Annotated in this window: 24 protein-coding genes; 12 read left to right on the forward strand and 12 right to left on the reverse strand. The window is 66.1% G+C overall.

Annotated elements, in window-relative coordinates:
- The first annotated feature begins 18 nt into the window (after window positions 1–18).
- The 3 genes from D8Z78_RS19355 (at window position 19) to D8Z78_RS19365 (ending at window position 5,361) form a co-directional block, all read left to right on the forward strand.
- A complete protein-coding gene (locus tag D8Z78_RS19355; RefSeq protein ID WP_128910866.1) occupies window positions 19–1,788 on the forward strand; it encodes a putative bifunctional diguanylate cyclase/phosphodiesterase in 1,770 nt (589 codons plus the stop codon).
- Window positions 1,789–1,809: 21 nt separating this feature from the next.
- A complete protein-coding gene (locus D8Z78_RS19360) occupies window positions 1,810–4,044 on the forward strand; it encodes a CheR family methyltransferase (RefSeq protein WP_121631690.1) in 2,235 nt (744 codons plus the stop codon).
- Window positions 4,045–4,122: 78 nt separating this feature from the next.
- The gene (locus tag D8Z78_RS19365; RefSeq protein WP_121631689.1) at window positions 4,123–5,361 is read left to right on the forward strand and encodes an NAD(P)/FAD-dependent oxidoreductase; all 1,239 of its coding nucleotides are present in this window, start codon (window positions 4,123–4,125) and stop codon (window positions 5,359–5,361) included.
- Between the two features lie 35 nt (window positions 5,362–5,396).
- Here the strand turns inward: D8Z78_RS19365 and D8Z78_RS19370 are convergent, their stop codons facing one another.
- Window positions 5,397–6,092: a fumarylacetoacetate hydrolase family protein gene (locus D8Z78_RS19370; protein ID WP_121631688.1), complete on the reverse strand. Its 696-nt coding sequence runs from the start codon at window positions 6,090–6,092 to the stop codon at window positions 5,397–5,399.
- 285 nt (window positions 6,093–6,377) lie between these two features.
- Between D8Z78_RS19370 and D8Z78_RS19375 the strand changes: the two genes are divergently transcribed.
- Window positions 6,378–6,842 (forward strand): DUF3237 domain-containing protein, encoded by a 465-nt coding sequence (locus tag D8Z78_RS19375; protein ID WP_121631687.1) that lies wholly within the window; start codon window positions 6,378–6,380, stop codon window positions 6,840–6,842.
- 42 nt (window positions 6,843–6,884) lie between these two features.
- On the opposite strand, the gene D8Z78_RS19380 is transcribed toward D8Z78_RS19375, so the two are convergent.
- From D8Z78_RS19380 to D8Z78_RS19395, 4 genes are all read right to left on the reverse strand, one after another.
- Window positions 6,885–8,168, reverse strand: a complete 1,284-nt coding sequence (locus tag D8Z78_RS19380) for a flavin-dependent oxidoreductase (protein ID WP_121631686.1) — start codon at window positions 8,166–8,168, stop codon at window positions 6,885–6,887.
- A 70-nt stretch (window positions 8,169–8,238) separates the two neighbouring features.
- Entirely contained in the window at window positions 8,239–9,117 is an 879-nt protein-coding gene (locus tag D8Z78_RS19385) for an amidohydrolase family protein (RefSeq protein WP_121631685.1), read from the reverse strand.
- A 38-nt stretch (window positions 9,118–9,155) separates the two neighbouring features.
- Window positions 9,156–9,608 (reverse strand): MarR family winged helix-turn-helix transcriptional regulator, encoded by a 453-nt coding sequence (locus D8Z78_RS19390; protein ID WP_121631684.1) that lies wholly within the window; start codon window positions 9,606–9,608, stop codon window positions 9,156–9,158.
- Window positions 9,605–10,402 (reverse strand): crotonase/enoyl-CoA hydratase family protein, encoded by a 798-nt coding sequence (locus D8Z78_RS19395; protein WP_121631683.1) that lies wholly within the window; start codon window positions 10,400–10,402, stop codon window positions 9,605–9,607. The genes D8Z78_RS19390 and D8Z78_RS19395 overlap by 4 nt, the downstream gene beginning before the upstream one ends.
- Window positions 10,403–10,602: 200 nt before the next feature.
- Here D8Z78_RS19395 and D8Z78_RS19400 point away from each other — a divergent pair, with 200 nt between their 5' ends.
- Together D8Z78_RS19400 and D8Z78_RS19405 are read left to right on the forward strand one after the other, a co-directional pair.
- Window positions 10,603–12,423, forward strand: coding sequence for a feruloyl-CoA synthase (locus D8Z78_RS19400; RefSeq protein WP_121631682.1), 1,821 nt, complete (start codon window positions 10,603–10,605; stop codon window positions 12,421–12,423).
- A gap of 1 nt (window position 12,424) precedes the next feature.
- Window positions 12,425–14,002, forward strand: a complete 1,578-nt coding sequence (locus tag D8Z78_RS19405; RefSeq protein WP_121631681.1) for an acyl-CoA dehydrogenase family protein — start codon at window positions 12,425–12,427, stop codon at window positions 14,000–14,002.
- A gap of 99 nt (window positions 14,003–14,101) precedes the next feature.
- Here D8Z78_RS19405 and D8Z78_RS24725 read toward each other — a convergent pair whose 3' ends face one another.
- Window positions 14,102–14,260, reverse strand: a complete 159-nt coding sequence (locus tag D8Z78_RS24725; RefSeq protein ID WP_164933017.1) for a hypothetical protein — start codon at window positions 14,258–14,260, stop codon at window positions 14,102–14,104.
- Between the two features lie 182 nt (window positions 14,261–14,442).
- On the opposite strand from D8Z78_RS24725, the gene D8Z78_RS19410 reads away from it, so the two are divergent.
- The 3 genes from D8Z78_RS19410 to D8Z78_RS19420 all read left to right on the forward strand — a co-directional run bounded on the left by D8Z78_RS19410 (window position 14,443) and on the right by D8Z78_RS19420 (window position 17,463).
- Complete coding sequence (locus D8Z78_RS19410) at window positions 14,443–15,612, forward strand: pyridoxal phosphate-dependent aminotransferase (RefSeq protein WP_121631680.1); 1,170 nt, start codon at window positions 14,443–14,445, stop codon at window positions 15,610–15,612.
- An 11-nt stretch (window positions 15,613–15,623) separates the two neighbouring features.
- Window positions 15,624–16,565: a 2-hydroxyacid dehydrogenase gene (locus D8Z78_RS19415; protein WP_121631679.1), complete on the forward strand. Its 942-nt coding sequence runs from the start codon at window positions 15,624–15,626 to the stop codon at window positions 16,563–16,565.
- Between the two features lie 115 nt (window positions 16,566–16,680).
- Window positions 16,681–17,463 (forward strand): Hint domain-containing protein, encoded by a 783-nt coding sequence (locus tag D8Z78_RS19420; RefSeq protein WP_164933018.1) that lies wholly within the window; start codon window positions 16,681–16,683, stop codon window positions 17,461–17,463.
- Here the strand turns inward: D8Z78_RS19420 and denD are convergent.
- From denD to D8Z78_RS19445, 5 genes are read right to left on the reverse strand one after another with little or no spacing between them, the layout of a single operon-like run.
- Window positions 17,460–18,419 (reverse strand): D-erythronate dehydrogenase, encoded by a 960-nt coding sequence (gene denD / locus D8Z78_RS19425; protein WP_121631677.1) that lies wholly within the window; start codon window positions 18,417–18,419, stop codon window positions 17,460–17,462. The two genes, D8Z78_RS19420 and denD, sit on opposite strands and share 4 nt — an antisense overlap.
- Entirely contained in the window at window positions 18,416–19,327 is a 912-nt protein-coding gene (locus D8Z78_RS19430) for a sugar kinase (RefSeq protein ID WP_121631676.1), read from the reverse strand. The genes denD and D8Z78_RS19430 overlap by 4 nt, the downstream gene beginning before the upstream one ends.
- Complete coding sequence (locus D8Z78_RS19435) at window positions 19,324–20,433, reverse strand: fumarylacetoacetate hydrolase family protein (RefSeq protein WP_121631675.1); 1,110 nt, start codon at window positions 20,431–20,433, stop codon at window positions 19,324–19,326. The genes D8Z78_RS19430 and D8Z78_RS19435 overlap by 4 nt, the downstream gene beginning before the upstream one ends.
- 10 nt (window positions 20,434–20,443) lie before the next feature.
- A complete protein-coding gene (locus tag D8Z78_RS19440; RefSeq protein ID WP_121631674.1) occupies window positions 20,444–21,820 on the reverse strand; it encodes an FAD-binding oxidoreductase in 1,377 nt (458 codons plus the stop codon).
- On the reverse strand, window positions 21,810–22,412 hold the full coding sequence (locus D8Z78_RS19445; protein WP_121631673.1) for a LysE family translocator: 603 nt from the start codon (window positions 22,410–22,412) through the stop codon (window positions 21,810–21,812). Before D8Z78_RS19445 ends, D8Z78_RS19440 begins: the two co-directional genes overlap by 11 nt.
- Window positions 22,413–22,568: 156 nt before the next feature.
- Between D8Z78_RS19445 and D8Z78_RS19450 the strand changes: the two genes are divergently transcribed.
- From D8Z78_RS19450 to D8Z78_RS19460, 3 genes are all read left to right on the forward strand, one after another.
- The gene (locus D8Z78_RS19450) at window positions 22,569–23,330 is read left to right on the forward strand and encodes an SDR family oxidoreductase (protein ID WP_121631672.1); all 762 of its coding nucleotides are present in this window, start codon (window positions 22,569–22,571) and stop codon (window positions 23,328–23,330) included.
- A gap of 85 nt (window positions 23,331–23,415) precedes the next feature.
- Window positions 23,416–24,336 (forward strand): NAD(P)-dependent oxidoreductase, encoded by a 921-nt coding sequence (locus tag D8Z78_RS19455; RefSeq protein WP_121631671.1) that lies wholly within the window; start codon window positions 23,416–23,418, stop codon window positions 24,334–24,336.
- Between the two features lie 47 nt (window positions 24,337–24,383).
- The gene (locus D8Z78_RS19460; protein WP_121631670.1) at window positions 24,384–25,274 is read left to right on the forward strand and encodes a phytanoyl-CoA dioxygenase family protein; all 891 of its coding nucleotides are present in this window, start codon (window positions 24,384–24,386) and stop codon (window positions 25,272–25,274) included.
- 108 nt (window positions 25,275–25,382) lie between these two features.
- On the opposite strand, the gene D8Z78_RS19465 is transcribed toward D8Z78_RS19460, so the two are convergent.
- On the reverse strand, window positions 25,383–26,345 hold a 963-nt coding region (locus D8Z78_RS19465; protein ID WP_128910867.1), incomplete at its 5' end, for an aminotransferase class III-fold pyridoxal phosphate-dependent enzyme.

Consider the following 26,345-nt stretch of genomic DNA (forward strand, 5'->3'; position numbering starts at 1 on the left):
ACCTCTTGGAGTTCGATGATGAGCACGGTGCGGGGCGGTGCGCCCCTCGATGGACTGTTCGGATTGCGCCGGGACCTCGCCGAGGGTTTGAGCGGCCTGCGGGACGCCATGGTCGCGGCGCTGGGGCCGATCGTGGTCAATCTCGTGCTGGCCGCCGATCAGGTGCGCCGGGCCGAGCCGGTGATCCTGACCGATCCGGGCGGCGAGACGGTGCCGGACCTGTCCGATCTGGCCGAGGCCGCCTTGCAGGGTCGGGATGTCCATGTGCCGGGGGCGATGGCCTTGCCCTTGATCCGGGCCGATGGCGGCATCCTCGGGGCGCTGGTCGTCGCCGGCGCGGGGGCCGGGTCGCCAGACGCGGTCCGGGGCTATGTCCCGCTGGCGACGCGCCTGCTGGACGGGGCCCTGACCAATCTGCGCGCGGCGGCGGCCCTGCGCCTGCTGCGTGAACGCAACCGCGATCTTCAGGCCAAGGCCAACACCGACCACCTGACCGGCCTGCGCAACGCGCTATGCTTTGAAAAACGGACCGAGGGGCGCCTGCGCTCGCGCAAGGTGCGGCAGGCGCTGATCATCGTCGATCTCGACGGGTTCAAGCGGATCAACGACGTCTTTGGCCACCAGTTCGGCAACCGCTACCTGCGCTGCGTGGCCGACGCGCTGGCGCGCACGGTCCCCGCCGACACGGTTCTGGGCCGGATCGGGGGCGACGAATTCGCCATCTGCGTGACCCTGCGCGAGGACGGCCCGCAAGAGGTGCGCGATCTGATGTCGCGCTGCCGCAACGCGGTGATGCAGAACGCCTCGCTGTTCGGCAAGCCCGGTCTGGGGCGTGTCAGCATGGGCGCGAGCCTGTTCCCCGACCATGGCGAGGATTATGCGACCCTGTTCGAACTGGCGGACGCGGCGCTTTATGCGTCCAAGCGGTTGCGGCGGGGCACCTCGACGGTGTTCGACCCGGCGATCCATCAACGCTTTGATTCCCAGGCCGTGATGGGCAGTTTCGACCGCGCGCTCGAAGAGGGGCGGATCGTGCCGTGGTTCCAGCCGATCATCGACCTGCGCACTCGCGAGACCACGCATCTGGAGGTGCTGGCGCGCTGGATCGATACGCAGGGCGCGGTCCACAGCCCGCTGGATTTTCAGGCCGTGTTGACCGATTACCGCATGGCCGAGCGGCTGACCCGGCAGGTGCTGGGTCGGGCGCTGGAGATGCGCGGGGCGGGCGAGATGCCCGAAGGGGTCGCGCTGTCGGTCAACCTGACGCCGATGGACCTTGCCAACCCGGAATTCGTCTTCGATTTCTGCGCAATGCTGCGGGCGCATGGCCAGACCTGGGAGGGGCTGGTCTTCGAGGTGACCGAGAACACGGTGCTCGCCAGCGAGCGCGACCAGTCCTTCCGCACCCTGACCGAACTGCGCCAGCGCGGGGCAAAGGTGGCGCTGGACGATTTCGGCACCGGGTTCGGGGCGCTCAGCCACCTTGCGGTCTGGCCGATCGACATCCTCAAGATCGACCGCCACTTCGTCGACGGGCTGGACGCCAATCCGCGCAGCCGGGCGATCATCCGGATGATCCTCCAGATGGCGGGCGAGCTGGGCTACGAGGTGATCGCCGAGGGCATCGAATCCGAGGCACAGCGTGACGTGCTGCTGGAACTCGGCTGCCGGATGGGGCAGGGCTACCTGTTCCAGCAGCCCGACGCCGTGGCCAAGCCGGTGCCGCAAGGCTGCATCGTTCCGCTGCCCGCCGAGGCACCGCGCCGCAACCTCGCGGCGCGTTCGTGACAGCCGTTGCAAGGGGGCTTCATGCCTGAACACCGCCCCAGAACGATCCGCATGCCGCTGCCGCCGCTGGTGCTGATCGGCATGACCACCAACGATCTCGCCCCGGTCGAAGAGTTCCTCGATGCGCTGCCGCCTCATGGCGACTGGAGCTTCGTGCTGGCCTGTCTGCCCGAGCTTGCCACCCCGGCCAACCTGCGGCGCCTTGCACGCGCGGCGCCGCACCTGCGCTTGCGCGATGTCAGCGAGGGGGACCCGGTGCAGCCCGGCGTGATCCATGTCCTGCCGCTGACGCGCGGGATGGAAGTCCATAACGAGGCTTTTCACCCGATGCGCCCGCGCTGCGCAGACGCGCCCTTGGCCTACCGCGTGGATGCGCTGTTGCAATCGCTGGCCGGGCGCCCGGCGGACCGGACCTTTGCGGTCTGCCTCTGCGCGACCGTCAGCGAGGGCATCGTCGGGCTGGAGCAGTTGCAGGCCCGGGGCGGACTGGCCCTGATCCCGCCAAAACCCGATGTCCACGTGCCCGAATGCATTGCCCGGCAATGCCCCGTGGCCGAGATGCCGATGCGGATCGCTGCGGCGCTGGCGCAGCCGCAGGACGCCGCCGACCCGAGCGAGGCCTCGCCCGCCGGACTGTTGCGGATCTTTGAGCTGATCGAGCAGCACCGGCATGTCGATTTCACCGCCTATAACCGCGACGGCATCCGGCACCGCCTGTTTCGGCGAATGCGCGCGCGTGGCATCGCCTCGTTTCAGGACTATGCCCGACTGCTCGATAGCGACGACACGGCGCTGGACGAATTGTTCGAGGAATTGCTGACCGGCGCGACCGGCTTTTTCCGCGACCTTGCGGCGTTCGACGCGCTGCGGCGCACCGTTCTGGACCCGGCGGCGCGGCAGGACACCGACCGACCGCTGCGCATCTGGGCCGTAGCCTGCGCCACCGGGCAAGAGGCCTACAGCGTCGCCATCGCGGCGCAGGAGGCGCTGGAGGCCGCAGGTTCGACGCGTATCCTGCGTGTCATCGCCACCGATATTCAGCCCGGCGCGCTCGACACGGCTTCGGCGGGCGTCTATCCGGCCAAGGCGCTTGCACACCTGCCTGATGCGCTGCGCGACAAGTATTTCCTGCGCGAGGGCGGCACCTGTCGCGTCCGGCCCGAATTGCGGCGGCGCGTGGTCTTTTCGGTGCAGGATGTGCTCAGCGATCCGCCTCTGCTCAACATGGACCTCGTCGTCTGTCGCAACCTGCTGGTCTACCTGTCCGACGAGGCGCGCGACCGGGTGATCTCGATGATCCGGTTCGGCCTGCGCCCCGGTGGCGCGTTGCTTCTGGGCCATAGCGAAAGCCCCGGACAGGGAGGGGAGGCCTTCGAGCCGCTCGACCCGACATGGAAGATCTTTCGCAAGAAGGCCGGGACCGACATCCAGCAGGAGCCGGGCGCGCCGCCCGAACGGCGCGGCGATGCGCTGGCTTTCGAGGGGATCGGCGATGATGGCCTGCGCGCCGAGGCGTACCGCGCCATGCTGGCCGAAGCCGGCCTGTCCGCCTTGCTGCTGTCCGAGCAGGGCACCCTTCTGGGGGAATTCGGGCTGGCCTCGGCGCTGGTCTCGCCGAACGAGCCGGGCGGGTTGCATCCGGCGATCCTGCCCTTGATCCGCTCGGCCCTGACGCATCTGCAATCGGATCGCCTGCATGTGACGCGGCACCGGTTGCATCTCGATCTGGGCGCCCGTCACAGGCAGGCGGTGATGCTGCATCTGGCCCCGCTCGAGGTCGATACCGGCGTGCCCATGCTGCTGGTGCTGGTCGATATCGCCACGGATCGCCCGGCTGGCCCCGGGGCAGCCGCGTCGCGACCGCTCAGCCGGGAGTTGGACACGCGCCAATTGGCGATGACCGGGCAGTTCACCAGCGCGCAGGAAGACGCGGCGCGCATCGGTGCCATTCTCGATGCGCTGGGCATCGGCGTGGCCGTGCTGAACCGGCGCGGACGCATCAGCCGCCTGTCCGGCCCGATGGCCCGTATCCTCGGGACGGACCTCGACTGGATCGGGCAACCGGTCGCAGCGCTGCCGCTGGGCGAGGATTTCGCAGGCCTGCCCGGTCTCGTCGACGAGGTGCTCAACGGCGGTGCCTCTGGGCAGGTCGACGGGGTGCAATGCGACCTTCCCCTCGAAGTGCGCGTCTTTCCGGGCAGCGCGCCGGATGGGGCGGTTCTGCTGTTCGTGCCGGAGACCGGCGAAACCGGCTGACCGGCCCGTCTTTTCCCGATTGCCGTTCCGCCCGCCCTGTGCAGGATGGCGCCCGCGATGGCGAAGGGAAGAAGCGCAATGCACAAGTTGGTGGTGATCGGCGCCGGGATAAACGGCGTCTCGGCGGCGATCTGGGCGCGGCGGATGGGCTGCGAGGTCACGCTGGTCGACAAGGCCGCACCCGGCATGGGCGCGTCGTTCGGCAATGCCGGTGTGCTGGCGGCCTCGGCGGTGGTGCCGCTGACCACGCCGGGCCTGTTGTGGCGTGCGCCGGGGATGCTGATGGACCGCGAGTTTCCCCTTTTCGTGCGCTATGGCTACCTGCCGCGCATGGCGGGCTGGCTGGCGCGCTACCTGTCCCACGCCAATGACCGCGACTGCCGCCGCATCGCGGGCGCGCTGGGGCCGGTGGTGACGGATTCGCTGGATCAGCACATGGCGCTGACCGAAGGGCTGTCGGCGCGGCGCTTCGTGCATGGCTCGGACTATGTCTATGCCTATCCGGACCGCGCGGCGATGCAGGCGGATGCCTATGGTTGGGCGCTGAAGGCCGAGGCGGGCTTTGTGCCCGAGGTGATCGAGGGTGGCGCGGTGCAGGAATACGAGCCCGCGCTCGGCCCCGGGGTGGGCTGCCTCGCGGTGATGAAGGGGCATGGCCGGATCAGCGATCCGGGCGGCTACGTGGCGGCGCTGGCACAGGATTTCGAGGCCATGGGCGGGCGCGTGCTGCGCGCCGAGGTCATGGATTTCGATCTGGACGGAGGGCGGTTGCGGGCGGTTCTGACGGATCGCGGACCGCTGGAGGCGGACCGCGCGGTGCTGGCGCTTGGGGCTTGGTCCAAGGGGCTGATGGCGCGGCTGGGCCTGCGGGTCCCGATGGAGACCGAGCGCGGCTATCACCTGCTGCTCAAGGGCCCCTCCGTCCTGCCGCGCGTGCCGGTGATGGTGGCGTCGGGGCAGTTCGTGGCCACGCCGATGGAGATGGGTTTGCGGTTGGCGGGCATCGCGGAACTGGGTGGGCTGGAGGCAGGGCCGTCCGAGGCCCCGATCGCGCTGCTCAAACGGCAGGTCAGACGCGCCTTTCCGACGCTTGACTGGCAGTCCGAAGAGACGTGGATGGGGCATCGCCCGGCCCCCAGCGACAGCTTGCCACTGGTCGGAGAAGTGGCCGGGACGGGGGTCTTTGCCGCCTTTGGCCACCACCATGTGGGGCTGACCGGCGGGGCCAAGACCGGGCGCTGGGTGGCGTGTTTGCTGACCGGCCAGCGCGTGAACGCGGACCTGTCGGCCTATGATCCGATGCGCTTCCGAAAGTAGGATGGGTCTGCACCCATCCTACAGGACAGGGCCGGTCAGGCGCGCGGGCCGATGGTGACGGTGCAGGAGCCGAGGCCCTCGACGGTGGCGGTGCAGACATCGCCCGGCACCAGCGGTCCGACGCCGGCTGGCGTGCCGGTCATGATCAGGTCGCCGGGCTTCAGAGCCATGCTGCGCGACAGGATCGCGATGATTTCCGGAACGGACCAGATCAGTTCGGCCAGATCGGCCTCCTGCCTGACGTCCTGATTCACCGTCAGGCGGATTGCACCGGTCTTGGGGTGACCGACCTCCGAGACCGGGTGCAGCGGGGCGATCACCGCCGAATTGTCGAAGGCTTTGCCCCAGTCCCAAGGCCGCCCCAGTTCACGCGCCGCGAATTGCAGGTCGCGACGGGTCAGGTCATTGCCGACACCGTAGCCCCAGACATGGTCCAGCGCGTCGCTTTCGGCGATGTCGCGCCCGCCTTTGCCGATGGCGACGATCATCTCTGCCTCGTAGTGCAGGTTCTCGGTCTCTGGGGGGTAGGGGATGGTCTGGCCATCATCCACCACCGCATCCGCAGGCTTGGTAAAGAAGAAGGGCGGCTCGCGGTCCGGGTCGCGGCCCATTTCGCGGGCATGCGCGGCGTAATTGCGACCGACGCAAAAGATCCGCCGCACGGGCCAGCGCGCCGCGTGGTTCGCCACGGCGACGGATGCTTGCTGCTGCGGTTCGATGACAAATTCCATTTCTACCTCGCTTCCGGTCTTGCGCTGAGCCGTGTCCGGCTCAGCCGGATAAGACCCGGCCCGCGCGGGAATGTCGAGGGAGCGCCCTTGCGCGCACCGGCTTTTTCAGGCGTCCGAGCAGGGTACGGTCTTCGTCCGGACCGCCATGCCGAACCTCCGTCGTCGAGCAAGCCGGAGCAGGGGCGCTCACAGGGCAAGCGAAGGGGCCAAAATCGCGTCATCCTCGACAGCGGGCGGGCAAGGGTGCTACCTCCGCCGGACAGAAGGATGAGGAGGCGCCGTGAAATGACCCTGTCGACACCGGGACTGTCGCATGTCTGTGACCTGACGGTCGAACTTGACCCGATCCGCGAGATGGGACAGGGGCGCGGCGGCGCCCGCCGGATCATTCCCATCGTCGGCGGCCTGATGGAAGGCCCACGGCTGCAAGGGCGGGTGCTGAATGTCGGGGCGGATTGGCAGACCGTCTTTGCCGACGGTCTGGCCGAACTCGACACCCGCTACGCGCTGGAAACGCATGACGGCGCGGTGATTGAGATCCAAAACTATGGCCTGCGTCACGGCCCGCCCGAGGTGATGGCGCGCGTCGCGGCGGGCGAGCCGGTCGATCCGGGCGCTTATTACATGCGGACGCATGCACGGATGGAAACCGGGGATGCGCGCTACGCTTGGGTCAACCGGACGCTGTTCGTCGGCACCGGGGCGCGGCTGGCCGACAAGGTCAAGGTATCGCTCTTCGCGATCGACTAGGGGCGGGTCCGGCAGGATGGGGCAAGCCCATCCTGCATCGGGTCAGGCGGTCTCTGCGACCTCGACCTTGGCGCCTTGCGGGATCATGTCCGGCGCGGCGTTCAGGGTCTCGATGGCAAAGCCGGCGGCGGCCTTGTAATTGGCCATGAACGCGGCGCGTTCCTCGGGCGGGATCACGTCGTCGATATCGTCGAATTCCCCGCCGCTGCGTTCGTCGACCATGTTCAGCAGCCCGAACGGACCGGCGCCACGGTTGCGCAGGATCAGCGCCGACACGGGTTCGCACAGCTTGTCGTCATAGGCTTTGAGCGCATCGCGCGTCACGCCATGGGCCAACATGCATTGGCCCAGTACGCGCGCGTCGATCACCGCTTGGGAGGCGCCGTTCGACCCGGTCGGATACATGGCATGGGCCGCGTCCCCCATCAGCGCGACCGACCCGTCGATCCATGTGGGGATCGGCTCGCGGTCGATCATCGGGTTCTCGTAGCAGACCTCGGCGCGGTGCAGCAGGTCCGGCACGTCGAGCCAGTCATATTTGAACCCGTCGAAGAGATGCGCGAAGTCGTCCACCTCGGCCTTGCGGAACCAGCCGGTCTTTGACCAGTCGGCCTCGTCCAGCGTGTATTCCGCGATCCAGTTGATCAGGCACTCGCCATTCTCGTCGGGATGCGAGATCGGGTAGATCACCATGCGGTGGCGGTGCGTGCCCAGCCCGACGAAGGACGAGCCCGTCCGGATCGGCTTGGCCCGCGTGACGCCGCGCCACATCAGCGCGCCGCCCCAATGGATCGGGGGCTGGTCCGGGTGCATCTGCGCGCGGCAGGCCGAATGGATGCCCTCGGCGACGATCAGCAGGTCGGCCGTGTCCTCGGCGGGGCCATCGGGGCCGTCGAGAAAGACGGTGACCGTCCCGTCGGCATTGTTGCGATACCCGGTGGACTTGTGGCCCGGGACAAAGGCCTGTTCGCCCGCGCGCGCGACGAACTCCGCGTGCAGCAGCATGTGGAACTTGCCACGATGGACGGCGTATTGCGGCCAGTTGTACCCGGCTTCCAGCCCGCGCGGCTCGACATAGATGTCGTTGCCGTTGAGGCCCACCAGCGCCCATTCGCGGGCGGGCAGGCCAACCTGGTCAAGCTTGTCCGCCGCGATGCCGAGGTCGAACAATTCGCGCACGGCGTTGGGTTGCAGGTTGATGCCGACGCCCAGAGGCTTCAACTCGGACACCGCCTCGTAGACGGTGCAGTCGACGCCAATCTGGTTCAGGGTCAGGGCTGCGGACAGTCCGCCGATGCCGCCGCCCGCGATGATGACTCGGGTCATGTCAGGTCCTTCCCGCACCGCCTTGGTGCGCCTTGAAGTAGGATGGGGGATCCCCCATCCTACCGGATGGTCACATCTTCAGGATACGCCGCGCGTTTTCCTTGAGGATCAGGGGCTTTACCTCGTCCTTGATGCCAATCGTGTCGAAATCGCGCAACCAGCGGTCAGGCGTGATCGCGGGCCAGTCCGACCCGAAGAGCATCTTCTTCTTCAGGATCGAATTGGCGTATTTCACGAAGATCTCTGGGAAGTATTTCGGCGACCAGCCGGACATGTCGTAATAGACGTTGGGTTTGTGCTGGGCGACGGCCAGCCCTTCCTCGGTCCATGGAAAGCTGGGATGCGCCATCACGATCGGCGTGTCGGGGAAATCCACCGCCACGTCATCGAGATACATCGGGTTGGAGTATTTCAGCCGCATGCCCATGCCGCCGCGCATGCCGGACCCCACGCCGGTCTGGCCGGTGTGGAACAGCATGATCGCGCCTTCCTCGGCGATGGCCTCGTACATCGTGTAGGCGGCCTCGCGGTCATTGGGGAAGAAGCCCTGCATGGTCGGGTGGAACTTGAAGCCCTTGATGCCAAACTCGCGCACCAGACGCCGTGCCTCGCGAGCGCCGGCCTTGCCCTTGTGCGGGTCGATCGAGGCGAAGGGGATCAGGATGTCCGAATTCTCTGCCGCGATCTCGGCGACTTCCTCGTTCTTGTAGCGGCGAAAGCCGGTCTCGCGCTCGGAATCGACGGGAAAGATCACCGCGCCGATCTTGCGCTCGCGGAAATACTGCGCGGTCTGCTGGACCGAGGGCAGCATGCCGTCCGCGCCCGCCGGGTTCTTGAAATACGCGGCCATACCGGCCTGAAATTCGTCATAGCCGTCATCGCGCGGGCCGCAGCAGGGTTCCTCGGCATGGGTGTGGAAGTCGATGGCGATCAGGTCGTCGATATTCATGTCGGTCCTTTCAAAGGTAGGATGGGTGATCACCCATCCTACTCAGGCAGTCCTAGATACTTTTTCAGCAAGCGCTTGGCCTCGGCCAGTTCGGCGTCGCTCAGCCGGGTCAGGTTGCGCGCCTCATGGGCCTCGAACGGGGTGCGCATGGCCGCGATCCGCGCGTGACCGGCCTTGGTCAGGTGAAGCTCGATCGAGCGCTTGTCGTCTTCGGGCACAGAGCGTCCGACCAGCCCTTCGGCCTCCATCGCCTGCACCATCTTGGTCATGTGCGCCCGCTTGATCATCAGTTTCTTCGCCAGCACACCTTGGCGGATACGCGGGTTTTCGGCGATCAGCATCAGGACCGAGAACTCGCCCGGTCGCATCCCAAGATCGCCCAATCCGTGGTAGAAATCGCGAAAGGATTCGAGCTGCGACAGCCGCAGGAGAAAGCCCAGCGACTCCCCCAATGCGCCAAGCGCCACATCGTCCCGCACGCTCCCGGTCATTTCGGCGCCTGCACCTTGTCGGCGCGCTTTTCGAGGAAGGCGCGCAGGCGCTCCTTGGCATCCTCGGTCTGGGTCGCCAGCGAGGCCACCATGGATTCCGCGAACAGCCCGTCCTCAGAGGACATGTCGGCGATGCGGGGCAGGGCGTTGATCACGGCGTAGTTGGTGAAGGGTGCGTTCTGGGCCATGCGCGCGGCGATCTCCAGCCCGCGCTCCATCGCCTTGCCCGCAGGCACCGGGTAGGACACGCCGCCCCACGCTTCCATCTCGGTCGCGGTCAGCACGCGCCCGGTCAGCATCATGTCCTGCATGCGGGCCGGGCCGATCAGCCGCGAAATCCGCACCGAGCCGCCGCCCCCGACAAAGATGCCGCGCTGGCCTTCGGGCAGGGCGAAGAAGGCGGTTTCATCGGCCACCCGGATCTGGGTCGAGGCCGCCAGTTCGAACCCGCCACCCACGGCGGCGCCGGTAATGGCCGACACCCATGGGATCGTGCCGCGTTCGATCGCACCAAACACCGCGTGCCAGCGACGCGACCCGAGCACCGCGTCGATCAGCGGCTTTTCCGAATGCTCGCCAAGGTCCAGCCCCGCGCAGAAATGCTTGCCATGGCCGTGGATCAACCCCGCCTTCGCCTCGCGCTGCGCACGCATCACCGCATCGTGGATCGCCTCGACAAAGCGGTCGGAGATCGCGTTGCGCTTTTCCGGCCGGTTCAGGCCAAGGATGGCGACGTCGCCTTGCAGTTCATAGGTCACAAGGCTTTCGCCCGCATCACTGGCGGTCACAGTCATGACGATCCTCCCGGGGGCGCGGCACCTTTGGCTGCTCTGCGCCGAATTGTTTCCTCGTGAACGGTATGACAGAATCATGGCTCCGGCAAGCCTGAACGCACGTCTAGCGGGCGCAAGATAGTTTCCTAGTAGACAAAATTGCGAATCGGCGGCACTGTTGCGCCATGCGCGGGGAGGTTGTCGCGCAAAGGGAGGACATCATGGACAAGGTCCGATTCTGGACACCGGATATCCGGCAGGAGACCCGTGCCGATGGCAGCATTCTGGTTTGGCAGGAAACGCCGCTGGACGACTGGCCGCGCGCCCTGACCGACCGCTTGTTGCACTGGGCCGAGGCGACCCCGGACAAGGTCTGGCTGGCCGAGCGGGACACGATAGGCTGGGCCGAGACGACCTATGCGCAGGCCGCCGAGGCGGTGCAGGGCATCGGCTCCGCCCTGCTGGCGCGGGGAGTGTCGGCAGAGCGTCCGGTCCTGATCCTGTCCGGCAACTCTGTCGCGCATGCGTTGATGGCCTTGGGCGCGCAGCATGTTGGCATTCCCTCGGCAGCGCTTGCCCCCGCCTACAGCCTGTCGGGCGGCGACTACCTGAAGCTGCGGGACATCGCGGCCCAGCTGACCCCCGGCCTGATCTTTGCCGATGAGGCCGACCGTTATGCCCCCGCGATCCGCGCGGTGTTCGGCGCGGACGTGCCGGTTGTCTCCCTGACCGGCAGCGTCCCTGACCGCGAGATGCTGGCCTTCGACGATCTCCGCGCCACGCCCCACGACGATGCCATGCGCGCCGCCCATGACGCGATCACCGGCGACACCGTGGCCAAGTTCCTGTTCACCTCCGGCACCACCGGCAGCCCCAAGGCGGTGATCCAGACCCACGGGATGTTGTGTGCCAACCAGCAGATGGTCCGCCAGTGCTTTGCCTTCATGGAGGACACGCCCCCCGTCGTCATCGACTGGGCGCCGTGGAACCATACGGCGAGCGGCAACAAGGTCTTCAACATGGTGCTGATGAATGGCGGCAGCTATTACATCGACGATGGCAAGCCCACGCCGCAGGGCATTGCCCGCACCATCGAGAACCTGCGCACCGTCCAGCCCACATGGTATTTCAACGTGCCTCTCGGCTACCAGATGCTGCTCGATGCGTTCGAGGCGGATCGCGCCCTGCGCGACAGCTTCTTCGCCCATGCGCAGATGCTGATGTATGCGGGCGCGGGCATGGCCCAGCCGGTCTGGGACCGTCTGCACCGCGTCGCCGCCGAGGCGGGGCGCGACGACCTGCTGATCACCACCGGCTTCGGCTCGACCGAGACCGGCCCGTTCTGCCTGATGTGTACCGAAAAGCACCCGGCCTCGGGCAATCTGGGCATTCCCGCCCATGGCGTCACGCTGAAGCTGGTCCCGCAAGGCGACAAGCTGGAGGCGCGGGTCAAGTCCCCCTCGATCACGCCGGGCTATTGGCGCAACGAGAAACTGACCGCCGAGGCCTTTGACGAGGAAGGCTTCTACATGTTCGGCGACGCGCTGAAATTCGCGACGCCGGGCGATGCGGCCGGGGGCTTTCTGTTCGACGGGCGGCTGGCCGAGAATTTCAAACTCGCCTCTGGCACATGGGTCGCGGTCGGTCCGCTGCGGGCGCGTCTGACCGACGATCTGGGCGGGCTGGCCTCTGATGCGGTGATCGCGGGCGAGGGGCATCAGGCGCTGGGCGCGCTGGTCACGCCGAACTGGTCCAAGCTGCGCGAGATCGCGGGCGAGGCTCTGGAGGGCGAGGCGCTGCTGGCCCATCCGGCGGTGCGTCACGCCACGGCCCAAGCGCTGCATCGTCATGCCGAGGCGGCGACCGGCTCGGCCACCCGCGTCACCCGCCTGATCTACATCGCCGCGCCGCTGGATTTCGACAAGGGCGAGGTGACGGACAAGGGCTCCATCAACCAGCGCGCGGTGCTGCGCCACCGGGCCGATCTGGTCGAGGCCCTGTGGTCGGACGACCCGCGCGTGATCGAATTGGGGACGGCGTGACATGAGCATCGACATGCGCCTCGTCGAGGCGATCCTGAACGCCACGCCCGGCTGGGACGCGCAATTGGCCGAGGCCGGGCTGGACGCGACGGATGTGAGCCAGATCCTGACCGAGGCGGCGCGGCTGGCGGAGACGACCGTCGCGCCTTTGGCAGGGATTGCGGATCGCGAGCACTGCAAGGTCGTGGAGGGCCGGGTGAAGACCCCAGCAGGCTATGCCGAGGCCTATCGCGCCTTGGGCGAAAACGGCTGGATCACGGCGGACCTGTCGCCGGAATTCGGCGGCATGGGCTTGCCACTGGCCTTGAACGCGGCGGTGATCCTGCCGTTCGAGGCGGCGGCGCAGCCCTTCATGATGGCGTCGGGCTCGACCCGCGCGGGGGCGCATCTGCTGGCAGACCGCGCGCCGGATCTGGCCGCCGACTGGTGTCCAAAAGCCTCCGAGGGCAAGTGGACCATCACCATCTGCATCTCCGAACCCGATGCCGGCTCGGATGTGGGCCGCATCCGCACCAAGGCCGTTCAGGACGGCGACACGTGGCGCATCGACGGGACGAAGTGCTGGATCAGCTTTGGCGATCACGACATGGCGGACCGCATCGGGCATCTGTGTCTGGCCCGCACCGGCACGCCGGAAGAGGGCAGCCGTGGCCTGTCGCTTTTCCTCGTGCCCAACGATCAGGGGATCTTTGTCGAGCGGATAGAGGAAAAGCTGGGCCTGAACGGCTCGCCCACCTGTGTCTTGCGGTTCGAGGGGGCCAAGGGGCACCTGATCGGCGAGCCGGGACGCGGCCTCAGCCAGTTGTTCACCATGATCGAACTGATGCGTCTGCAAGTCGGCGGGCAGGGCGCGGGAATCGCGCTGGCCTGTGCCGGGCTTGCGCGTGCCTATGCGGCGGATCGCAAGCAGGGCGGCAAACCCTCCGCCCCGCCGGTGCCGATTGACACGCATCCAGATGTGCAGCGCATGCTGACCGCGCTGGATGCGCAAGCGATGCTGTCGACCGCGCTGGTGCTGGAGGCGGCGGCAACCGTGCAGGCCGGGCATGGCGACGCGGCGATGAGCGCCTACGCGGCCTTCCTGCTGCCGCTGACCAAGACCTTCAACGGCGAGGGCGCGTGTGAGGCCGCCTATACGGCGGTGCAGGTGCTGGGCGGCGCGGGCTACACGCAGGAATGGCCCGCCGAGAGGTACTATCGCGACGCGCGCATCCTGACGATCTACGAAGGCACGACCGGCATGCAGGGGCAGGACTTCCTGATGCGGCGTCTGGGCAAGGATCAGGGCGCGGGGCTTGCGGTGCTGGCGGGGCGGATTCGCGCGGGCGAGGACTCCTTGGCGCTGCGCCTGCTGGACCGGTTCGAGGCCTTGGTGGCGGATGTGCTGGCGCAGGATATGGGTGTGCAGATGGCAGCGGCGGATGCTGTCCTGCGGGCGGGCTGGGTGCTGACCAGCGCCTATCTGGCGGCGCGCTTGACCGGCGTTCCGGGCTGCGCCGAGGCGATGCGTTTCTGGCAAGCGACGCTGGAGGCAAAAATGGGACTCTACGAGGCAGAGGTCGCCCGGGCACTGAAGTGAGATCGGGCACATCCGACACAAGCCACCTGCGACGGGTGTGCCTCAGAACTTCTTAGCGCGTATCCGGCCCGAAACGGACAAACACAATCCGACGGTACTTCACATGTTGCACAGGATGGGCGTCGACCGGGTGAGTTCGGCCAACTCGGTGCACTGTGTCAAAAGCGGGTTGCCGATTGGTCCCACATATTTGCCGTCATCGCCGTTCATCCAAGGTGTGTGCAGGACGATTGCGCCGGGGGGGCGCTTGGGGTTCATTCAATAGCTCCTTAAAAAAACTGGCCCAAAAGGCTGGCAAACCGGGCTTTTGGGATCAAGCACGGTCTGGCGGGTTGGGCCGGTCTGTTGCTGTGTGACGCAGAAAGCGATGCTTCCCTTCACCCGCTGATTTGGTATACCAAAACCCGACGGCGCTGCGTTTCGCGCCTCGGGAGGATACCATGACGCAACTCAAATTCGCCGATAGCCTGTCCCGGCTCGGCACCGAAAGCGCCTTTGTCGTGCTGGCGCGCGCGGGGCAGTTGGCGGCGCAAGGCCGCGACATCATCAATCTCGGCATCGGCCAACCGGACTTTCAGACGCCCGAACATATCGTCGAGGCGGGGATCAAGGCGCTGCGCGACGGCCATCACGGCTATACGCCCGCCAATGGCCTGCCCAAGCTGCGCGAGGCCGTAGCCGCCGACCTACACCGCCGCCATAATGTCGAGGTCAACCCCGACACCGTGGTGATCCAGCCCGGCGGCAAGCCGACGATGTTCTTTGCCTGCCTGATGTTCGGCCAGCCCGGTGCCGAGATCATGTATCCAAACCCCGGCTTCCCGATCTACGAGAGCGCCATCAAATACAGCGGCGCGACGCCGGTGCCGATTGCCTTGAAAGAGGAAAACGGCTTTGCCTTTTCTGCCGAAGAGGTGCTGGGCCAGATCACGGAACGCACCAGCCTGATCATCATCAACTCGCCCGCCAACCCCACCGGCGGCGTCACCCCGCGCGAAGAAATCGACAAGCTGGTCAAAGGCTTGGAGGCGCATCCGAATGTCGCCCTGATGTCGGACGAGATCTATTCGAACATGCTCTATGGCGGGCGAGAGCATGTCAGCCTGCTGCAATACCCCGAAATCCGCGACCGGCTGATCATGTTGGATGGCTGGTCCAAGACCTATGCCATGACCGGCTGGCGGCTGGGCTACGCGGTCTGGCCGGATGCCTGTGTCGATCACGTCACGCGGCTGTGCATCAATGACCATTCCTGCGTCAATGCAGCCACCCAACACGCCGGCATTGCCGCGCTGGAGGGGCCGCAGGACGCGGTCCATGCCATGCTCGAACAGTTCGACGCGCGCCGCCAGGTGATCGTCGAGGGGCTGAACGCGCTGCCCGGTGTGACCTGCACCGATTGCGCGGGGGCCTTCTATGCCTTCCCGAACATCACCGGCACCGGGCTGAGCGCGATGGAGGCGCAGAACCGGTTTCTCGACGAGGCGGGGGTGGCCACGGTGGCAGGCACCTCCTTTGGCAAATACGGCGAAGGCTACCTGCGCTTTTCCTACGCCAATTCGACCGAAAACATCCAAGAGGCGCTGCGGCGCATCCGCAACCTGTTGTAAGGGGAAACACCATGAGCGAATTGCTGATCTGTGGCGCCAATTTCAAGGAAGACGAGCGCGCGCGTCTGGCCAATGCCTACCCGTCGGTCTTCGTCGGCGGACCGTCCGAGATGGCCGATCTGGACGAACCCACGCGCGCAGCCATCAAAGCGATTGCCTACAAGGGGCACGCGCCCTTTGGGGGGGCCGAGATGGACCATTTCCCGAACCTTGGCGTGATCGCGAATTACGGTGTGGGCTATGATGCCATCGACGTCGAAGCGGCCTCGGCGCGCGGGGTGAAGGTCACGAACACGCCGAATGTGCTCAACGATGATGTCGCCGATCTGGCCATCGGCATGTTGATCGCGCAGTTCCGCACGTTCTACCGGGGGGAAACCCATGTGCGCAGCGGCGCTTGGGCCGATCAGGGCGAAATCCCCCTGAACCGCAAGGTGACCGGGACAAGCGTGGGCATCGTCGGGCTGGGACGCATCGGGCGCGAGATCGCGGATCGCTGCGCGGCGTTCAAGATGGACATCCACTATACCTCGCGCTCCGAAAAGGAGACACCGGGCTGGACCTATCATGCCGACCCGGTCGAGATGGCGCGCGCGGTCGATGTGCTGATCGTCGCGCTGGTCGGCGGCAAGGAGACGGAAAACCACGTCTCGAAGGCGGTGATCGACGCGCTCGGGCCGCGCGGCGTGATCGTCAATATCTCGCGCGGGACGACGGTGGACGAGGCGGCGCTGCTGGATGCGCTCGAACAGGGCCGGATCGCCGGTGCGGCGCTGGACGTGTTCCTGAACGAGCCAAGGATCGACCCGCGCTTTGCCAAGCTCGACAACGTCGTGCTGCAACCGCACCAAGGGTCCGGCTCGGTGGAAACGCGCCGCGCCATGGCGGAGCTTCAGCTTGAAAACATTGCCAATTTCCTGAGCGGCAAGGCTCTGGTGACGCCGGTGAACTGACCCCGGCACGCGGAAGACGCCGTCATTTAGACAAATGCACGGCGTTTTCCCCGGGGCCGTTTACCGGAACCTTGGGACTCCCCCGGTTAACGTCGACCGAGTAAAGGGGAATGTCATGGTCCAGTCGGGGGCGATTTCCGCATGGCATGCCGAACGTCTTGGGACGGCGTTCGGGCCTGCGGGCAAGAAACAGGCGGCGCGCATCGCGGTTGGGGAACCCGGCGCGGGCCTGAAACTGGTTGCTTCGGCTTCGGACACGGATGTCATGTTCGGCGGCCTTCGGCATCCGCCGCGCACGGCCTGTTTCACCGCCCAGACGCGTATCCTGACGGCGCGCGGCTTGATCCGGGCGGCGCGTCTGCGCGTCGGCGACCTTGTTCAGACGCGCGATAACGGGTTTCAGGCGATCCGTTGGATCGGGCAGCGCGGCTTGGCCCGCGCCGATCTGCTTGGCGCGCCGCATCTGTGCCCGATCCTGATCCGGGCCGGGGCCTTGGCACCCGGCAGACCGCAGCGCGACATGCTGGTGTCACCGCATCACCGCGTTTTGCTGCACGGCGCGGGGGGGCTGGGGCTGCTGCCGCCGGACGCGGATGAGGCGCTGACCTCGGCCGAGGCTCTGTTGGGGCGTCCGGGCATCCGCGCCGTTCTACCCCGGCGTGGCGTCACCTATGTGCATTTCCTGTGTGATCGGCATGAACTGGTCGTGTCCGACGGCGCATGGACCGAAAGCTTTCTGCCCTGTCCCGGCGGCATCTCCGCCTTCGACCGCGCCCAGATTGCCGAGTTCCTGACACTGTTCCCCACCTTGGGTGAAGTCGGGACAGACGCGGAACTGTTCGCGCCCGCCCGTGTCTTGCTGGACCCGTCCAAGCTCGCCTTAGGGCAGGTCAGTTAACCGATGTCATCTTCAAGGAAATAGCGGATATTGTCCTCGAAGCTGGCATCGGGTTCCAAGCCCAGCGTCTCGGCCTTTTCCACCTGAATGTTCATGCGCCAGCCATCGAGAATGCCCGCGATTTCCGGCTGTGGCTCCCACGTGATCAGCTTTTCCGGCTCTGGCCCCGCGACCGCGCGCATGGCGTCCAGCATCTGGCCGATGGTCCAGACGCGCCCCGGCATGGTCATGGACGGGCACTTGCCAAGCGCCTCCTGCTCCAGCTCGGCCCCTTTGATGAGGTTTTCGACGCATTTGCGGGGGGACAGGTAGTAGTGAGGGAAATCCTTGTCTACGGGGCAGTTGGCGGGCAGGCCCTGCAGCGGCTCGCGGAAGATCGACGACATGAAGCCACTTGCCGCGCGGTTCGGCTTGCCCGGACGGACGGAAATCGTCGGCAGGCGGAACCCGCGCCCGCGCACGAACCCCTTGCGCGTGTAGTCGTTGAGAAGCAGCTCGCCGATGGCCTTTTGCGCGCCGTAGGAAATCTGCGGATTGGGCAGGGAATAGTCGCCGAAGGGCTGGGGGACTTCGCCGCCGAACACCGCAATGGACGAGGTAAAGACCAGCACCGGCTGGGTGCCCAGATGGCGGCAGCGTTCCAGCACGTTGCGCGTGCCGTCCACGTTGATCTTGTAGCCGAAGTCGAAGTCTTCCTCGGCATGGGCGGAAACGACCGCCGCCAGCAGAAAGATCACGTCGGTCTCGGCGTCGATGATCGTCTCGACCGAGGCTGGGTCGGAGATGTCGCATTGCTTGGTGGTGACGGTAAACGGCGCGTCTATGGGCGCGGCATCCAGCACGTCGGCCAGCACCAGTTCGGTGATGTGCGCCCCGCGCAGTTCGCCGCGCGCGGCCAGAGCCTTGCCCAGCTTTTGGCCGACAAGGCCGCCGCCGCCGATGATCAGAACCTTCATGTGTTTCCTCCCTCGAAGATCGCCGGGGCCAGCGCCCCTTTGTGTTGGATGACCTGTGCGGCCAGGGCTGCGGCTTGTTCCGTGGCGTCGCGCACGCTTGCGCCAAGCGCGCGGGCACACAGGAACCCGGCGGCAAAGCTGTCGCCTGCGGCGGTGCTGTCGATGACCTGTGGCACGCTTGGCGGGTCATAGCGGTCGTCGCCTTCGGCCTGCGACCACAGATGCACCATCTCTGACCCGTTCTTGACCGCCACGGTGGTCGCGCCAAGGTCGCGGTAGCGGCGGATCGTGTCGTCGGGATGGCTGTCGCCAAAGCACAGTTGTTCCTCGTCGAAGCTGGGCAGGACGGTGTCGGCGACACTCGCTCCAAGGCGCAGCCCCTCGGCCATGGTAGTCGCATCCTCCCACAGGCGGGGCCGCAGATTGGTGTCGAAACTGACATGCGCACCGTTTGCGCGGGCTTTGGCCAGTGCCTTGCAGAAGGTCTGGCGCGCGTCCGGCGATAGGATCGCCAAGGTAATGCCGGAGAAATGGATCAGGTCGCGGTCCTTCAAGAGCGCGTCGAGCCAATCGGGATCATCGGCCAAGGTCTTGGCCGCCGATTGCCCGCGCCAATAGGAAAAGCTGCGCTCGCCGTTCTGGGTCTGGATCATATACAGGCCGACGGTGCGCGTGGGGTCGCGGCGCAGGGCGGGGGTGACGCCTTGGGCCTCGATAAACCCTGCCATATCCTCGCTGACCGCATCGGTGCCGATGACGGAGCCATAGGCCACGTCATGCGCGTCGCCCAGCAGGCGGCGCGCATACCACGCGGTGTTGAACGTGTCCCCGGCAAAGCCCATGCGGAACAAGCCCCAATCCGCCGGAGCCATTTCCACCATGATCTCACCGATGCTGAGGACTTTCACAGCAGACCCCGGCCTGCGAGGTTGCGCATCAAGGCGGCGGTGCCAAAGGTCCACGGCGCGCAGTCGGTCGACAGTTTGACGGTGTTCACCAGCTTGCCCAGTTTCGGTTCCGCGATGGTCACCACGTCACCGATTTTATGCGTAAAGCCCTGACCGGGCGCGTCGCGGTCTTGGATCGGGGCGAACAACGTGCCGAGGAACAGGAAGAAGCCGTCGGGATATTGGTGATGCCTGCCAATGGTTTGCGCGACGATATCGGCGGGACGGCGGCTGATCTTGGTCATCGAGGAATGGCCGTTCAGGGTGAAGCCATCCTCTCCTTTGACGGTCAGCGTCAACTCCGCGCTTTCCACATCGGCCATCGAATAGGTCTCATCGAACAGCCGCAGGAACGGCCCGATGGCGCAGGATGCGTTGTTGTCCTTGGCCTTGCCCAGCAGCAGGGCAGAGCGGCCCTCGATATCGCGCAGGTTCACGTCATTGCCCAAGGTCGCGCCCTTGATCTCGCCACGAGAATTGATGGCAAGGACGATCTCGGGCTCGGGGTTGTTCCACGTCGAAATCGGGTGAAGGCCCACATCCGCGCTGGGGCCGACAGAGGCCATCGGCTGGCACTTGGTAAAGACCTCGGCATCCGGGCCGATGCCGACCTCAAGGTAAGCGGACCACAGCCCTTCGGCTTGAAGGACGCGCTTGACCTCCATCGCTTTTTCGCTGCCCGGCTCGATCCCGGAGAGACTGTCGCCGATGGCGGTCTTGACCTTTTGGCGGATTTCATCGGCGCGGTCGGCATCACCGGCGGCCTGTTCCTCGATCACGCGTTCGACCATGCTTTCGGCGAAGGTGACGCCCGAGGCCTTGATCGCTTGCAGATCGGGCGGGGGCAGCAGTTGGACCGCGCCCAGTTGACCCAAGGCAGGCCCCGAGGCCGCGCGCACATGCGCCACCGGGTCGGGCAGTTCCAACAGGTCGCGCATGGTCGGCACCTCGCGCGAGGTCATGTCGATGACGGTGTCCCCGTCCAGCTTGACCAGCGCGGGGCCGGCTTCGGTCATGGCGCGGCCAACCAGCGTGGCGTCGGGGAAGGGGTTCGTGTCGGGAAGCATGTCGGGCCTCTTAATTAGCTGCGGGCAGCATCTTGCCCGGGTTCAGGATGCCTTGCGGGTCGAGCGCCTGCTTGATCGCGCGCATGTAGCCCACGGCGGGGCCGTGTTCGGTGTGCATGAAGCTTTGCTTGCCGATGCCGATGCCATGCTCGCCGCTGACCGTGCCGCCAAGGCGCAGCGCGGTGTCGCCAAGCGCATGGGTGAATTCATGCGCGCGGGCCATCTCATCTGGATCGTTCGGGTTGACCGACAGCCCGGCGTGGAAATTGCCGTCGCCCACATGGCCAACGATGGTCGCCGTCAGGCCAAGCCTTTCGGCATCGCGTTGGGATTGCGTCACCGCCTCGGCCAGTTTCGAGATCGGCACACAGACATCGGTGGGCCAGATATGCCCGCCATTGCCCAAAGCGGCGCTGGCGTAGTGGGCCGAGTGGCGCATCTTCCACAGGGCGTTGCGGTCCTCGGTGGTGGTGGCGGTCTGCCAGCCGGTCGCGCCAAATTCCTCGGCGATGGTCTCGAATGCCTCGACCTGTTCCGCGACGCTGCCGGGCGAGCCGGTGAATTCGAGGAACAGGTGGGGTTTTTCCGGCAGGCCCGCCTTGGCATAGGTGTTAAAGCCGCGCACCATCATGTGGTCGAGCAACTCGATCCGCGCCATGGGGATGCCGGACTGGATCGTCAGGATCACGCAATTCACCGCGTCCTCGACCGTCTCGAACCGGCAGGTGGCGGCGTTGATGGCCTCGGGCTGGCCTTGGAGTTTCAGCGTCAGTTCGGTGATGATGCCCAAGGTGCCCTCGGAGCCGATCAGCAGGTGGGTCAGGTCATAGCCGGTGGAGGATTTGCGCGCGCGCGTCCCGGTGCGGATGATCGTGCCATCGGCCATCACCGCCTCCAGCGCGAGGATGTTTTCGCGCATGGTGCCATAGCGCACGGCGGTGGTGCCAGACGCGCGGGTCGCGGCCATGCCCCCGATCGAGGCATCGGCCCCGGGATCGACCGGAAAGAACAGGCCGGTGGTGCGCAGCTCCTCGTTCAGTCGGAGGCGGGTGATGCCGGGCTGGACGGTGCAGAGCAGGTCCTCGGGCGTGACGTCGAGCAGGCGGTTCATGCGCGACATATCCAGACTGACCCCGCCATGCAGCGCCAGATGCTGGCCTTCCAAAGACGAGGCCGCGCCATAAGGCGTGATCGGCGTGCCGTGGCGCGCGCAGATATGGACGATCTGGCTGACTTCCTCGGTCGTGTCGGGCCATGCCACGGCGTCGGGGGGCGTGTTGGGGTAATAGGTCTCGTTCTGGCCATGCAGCGTGCGTTCTGCGTCTGTGGTGGACAGGCGGTCGCCCAAAAGGGCGCGCAGCTCGGCGATGGCGGCGTCATGTGCCATTGGTTTTCAGTCCCGAATACAGGGCCAGCACCACGACAAGCAGCATGGAAATGGCCATGAGGATGTTGATGCGCCGCTGCGCGGCGTCGGAAAGGTTCAGCCGGTGCAGGCTGGCACCCGCATAAAGCCAGCCCAGATGGATCGGTATCCAGATCGCGTTGACGATCAAGAGCTTGGCGATGGTCTCGAAAACGAGGCTGTCGGCAAAGGGAAAGCCCGCAAAGAGCGTGGTGTTGACCGCGTAGGCCTTGGGGTTGATCGCTTGCAAGGCGATCCCGGCGAGGATCGCGGGGGGCGCTTTCGCCTCGATGAAGGCGATGCGCGACCCGGCAAAGGCGATCCGGGAGGCGAGGTAGATCAGGTAGCCGATGGAGGCGACCATCAGCACGGTGCGGATCACCGGCACGGACAGGACGATGGCCGCGACGCCCGAGATCACTGCGAGCGCGACCAGATTCGTGCCGATGAACAGGCCGGTGACATAGCGCAGCCCGGGCCGGAACCCGTAGGCCGCGCCCAGCCCGGCGGTCGACAGCACGCCCGGACCGGGCGTGATGATCAGGAAAAACACGGCGGCGGCAAAGGTCAGCACGGGCTGTCCTCTTGGGTCGGGTGCATGTCAGTTGTCCTCCCACGGGGCGGGTTGCATCGCGCCTCATTTGGTATACCATTTGCGATGAAACGGGTTGAGACCCGGAATGTCAACGCCTCGCGGCGGAGGAAAACGCGGGGCGTGAGGGGAGGATACATGCAGCTATTCGATCTGAGCGGGCGCCGGGCGCTTGTGACCGGATCTTCGATGGGGATCGGTCGGGCGCTGGCCGAAGGGCTGGCGCAGGCCGGTGCATCGCTGGTTCTGAACGCCCGCAACGCGGACCGCTTGGGCGAGGCGGCGGATGCCCTGCGCGCGCAGGGCCACACGGTCGAGACGCTGGTCTTCGACGTGACCGATGCCGAAGGCGTGCGGACGGCGATCGACGGGTTCGAGGCGGCGCATGGCGCGATCGACATTCTGGTGAACAATGCGGGGATGCAGCACCGCACACCCTTGGAGGATTTCCCGGCGGATGCGTTCGACACGCTGATGCGGACCAATGTGAACTCGGTGTTCTACGTGGGGCAGGCGGTGGCGCGGCACATGATAGGGCGCAAGCGCGGCAAGATCATCAACATCGCCTCGGTGCAGACGGCCTTGGCCCGACCCGGCATTGCGCCCTACACCACGTCCAAGGGCGCCGTGGCCAACCTGACCAAGGGCATGGCGACCGATTGGGCCAAGTACGGATTGAACTGCAACGCCATTGCGCCGGGCTATTTCGACACGCCGCTGAACAAGGCGCTGGTCGAGGACCCGGAGTTCTGCGCTTGGCTGGAAAAGCGCACGCCTGCCGGGCGCTGGGGGCAGGTCGAGGAACTGGTGGGGGCCTGTGTATTTCTCGCCTCGGATGGGGCGAGTTTCGTCAATGGGCATACGCTGTTCGTGGATGGCGGGATCACCGCCAGCCTTTGATCAGGACAGGCAGTTACCCTCCGAGCATTGCTTGGAGTGACCCTGATCCCACCTACACATCACGTTTCGCGAGGGAGGAAGCGATATGAGCGACAAACCGGTGATCGGTTTCATCGGCGTGGGCCTGATGGGCCACGGCATGGCCAAGAACATCGTCGAGAAGGGCTATCCCCTTGTCATCAAGGGCAATCGCAACCGCCAGCCGGTTGACGATCTGGTCGGCCGTGGCGCGACCGAGGTCGCGACCCCGCGCGAAATGGCCGAGCAATGCGACATCATCCACCTGTGCCTGTCGAACTCGCCGCAGATCGAGGCGGTCTATGCGGGGGAGGATGGCCTTTTGGCCGGGGCGCGTCCGGGCCTGATCGTTATCGACACCTCGACCGCCGACCCGACCTCGACCATGCGCTTGGCCGAGGCCTTGGCGGAAAAGGGCGGCAGCCTCGTCGATGCGCCCTTGGGGCGGACCCCGAAAGAGGCGGAGGCGGGCACGCTGGACGCAATGGTTGGCGCCTCGCCCGAGGATTTCGCCAAGGTTCTGCCGGTGATCGAATGCTGGGCCGGCAACATCAACCACGTGGGCGAGACCGGCGCGGGCCACAAGATGAAGTTGCTGATGAACCTCATCGCCATGTCCTATGCCGCGCTTTATGCCGAGGCGACGGTGCTGGGGGCGAAGGTCGGGATCTCGCCGCAGACCGTTCAGAAGGTGATCGGCTCGTCCCGCCTGTCGAACGGTTTTTTCGACACGTTCATGAATTACACCGTCGACCGCAACAAGGATGCGCACAAGTTCAGCATCGCCAATGCGGCGAAGGATGTGCGCTATGCCAATGCCATGGCGGCGGATGCGGGCGCGCTGACGCTGATCGCGTCCGCGACGCGGCAGTATTTCAGCCATGTGGAGGCCATCGGGCATGGCGAGGATTACGTGCCGTGGATTGGCGACCATATCGGTCGCCTGAACGGCATCGACATGGAAGCCGAGGTCGCAAAAGGAAATTGAGGGCTGGCCCCGCGCAAGGCGCGGGGTTTTTCCTTGGGAGGGGAAAGATGCTGACCCAGCAGGACAAGACGTTTTATGCCGAACATGGGTATCTTAAGGTGGAGGGCGTCTTGACGCCCGAAGAACTGGACGAGACCCGGGCGATCACCGAGAGGATGATCGAGGCCTCGCGCAGCGTGACCGCCAGCGATGACCGCTTCGACCTGGACAAGGGCCACGGGCCGGACACTCCGCGTCTGACGCGGATCAAGCTGCCGCATAAGCAGGACGCGTTCTTTTGGCGTCTGCTGACGCAGTCGCGGATCACGCAGGTCCTGACCGACCTGTTGGGGCCGGATACGATCATCAACACGTCGAAGCTGAACACCAAGGCGCCGGGCGGGGGCGCGGCGGTGGAATGGCATCAGGACTGGGCCTTCTACCCGGCGACGAATGACGACCTTCTGGCCTTTGGCGTGATGCTGGAGGATGTGGATGAGGCCAACGGGCCGTTGATGGTCATTCCGGGCAGCCATCGCGGCCCGGTGCTGAGCCACCATCATGATGGGCAGTTCTGCGGGGCGGTGGATGCCGACGATCCGCTGTTTCAGCGCGACAAGGCCGTGACCCTGACCGGCAAGGCGGGCGACATGACCGTGCATCACGTGCGCATCCTGCACGGCTCCGCGCCCAACTCGTCCGAGAGGGCGCGCAAGATCCTGTTCTATGAATGCGCCGCTGCGGATGCCTGGCCCTTGCTGGGGGCGTCGTCCTATATCCATGGGCTGGGGCAGCGCGGCTTCTTCGAGGATTTGCAGGACAGGGTCATCACCGGCCAGCCCTGCTACACGCCGCGGCTGGAGCAGGTGCCGGTGCGGATGCCCCTGCCACCGGCGCGGGACAACACGTCGATCTTCAAAACGCAGGAGCTTGGTGGCGCGAAGAGCGCGTTTGGATAGGGGGCAAGGCGCTTCGAAGCGCCTTGAAAAAAGCGCCTTCGAAGGCGCTTGAAACGCAAATTCGAATTTGCGTGGACCAAGGCCCTTCGAAGGGCCTTGGCACCGCTCTTACCCCAGCACCTCCTTCACCGCCTGCGCGGTCTTTCCGACGACTTCGTCGGCCTCCGCCCGCGTCAGGCAGAAGGGTGGGGCGAAGCCCAGAATGTCGCCCTGCGGCATCGCCCGCGCGATCACGCCGCGCTCCAGCAAGGCCGCCGCGACCCGCGGGCCGACCTTTTCGCTCGCGTCGAAGAAGACACGCCCCTCGCGGCCCTTCACGAATTCCACCGCGCAGATCATGCCCTCGCCGCGCACCTCGCCGACATTCACATGCCCGCCCACCGCATCGCGCATCGCGGCGTTGAAGTAGCCGCCGATCTCGCCCGCCGCATCGACCAGACCCAGCGCGTCGATCAGCTTCAGGTTCGCGACCCCCGCCGCCGCCCCGATCGGGTGCGCCGAGTAGGTCCAGCCGTGGCCAATCGGGCCGTTCTCATCGGTGCCCTGCTCCAGCACGGCCCACATCTTGTCCGACACGATCGACCCGGACAACGGCGCGTAGGCCGAGGTCAAGCCCTTGGCAATCGTGATCAAATCCGGCTTCAGCCCGTAATGCTCCGACCCGAACATGGACCCAAGCCGCCCGAACCCGGTCACCACCTCGTCGGCGATCAACAGGATGTCGTGGCGCGCCAGCACCTCTTGGATGGCGGCCCAGTAGCCCGCGGGCGGCGGCACGATGCCCCCGGTGCCCAGCACCGGCTCGCCGATGAAGGCCGCGATCGTGTCGGCCCCTTCGCGGGCGATCAACGCCTCCAACTCGGCCACGCAATGCGCGACGAAGCCGGCCTCGTCCAGATCCAGATCATCGCGGCGGAAATAATACGGCGCCTCGGTGTGGATCACCTGAGACAGCGGCAGGTCGAACTTCTTGTGGAACAGCTCAAGGCCCGTCAGCGACCCGGTCATCAGGCCCGAGCCGTGATAGCCGCGCCAGCGCGAGATGATCTTCTTCTTCTGCGGCAGGCCGCG

This window comes from Tropicibacter alexandrii (assembly GCF_003667315.2).
GTDB lineage: Bacteria > Pseudomonadota > Alphaproteobacteria > Rhodobacterales > Rhodobacteraceae > Tropicibacter > Tropicibacter alexandrii.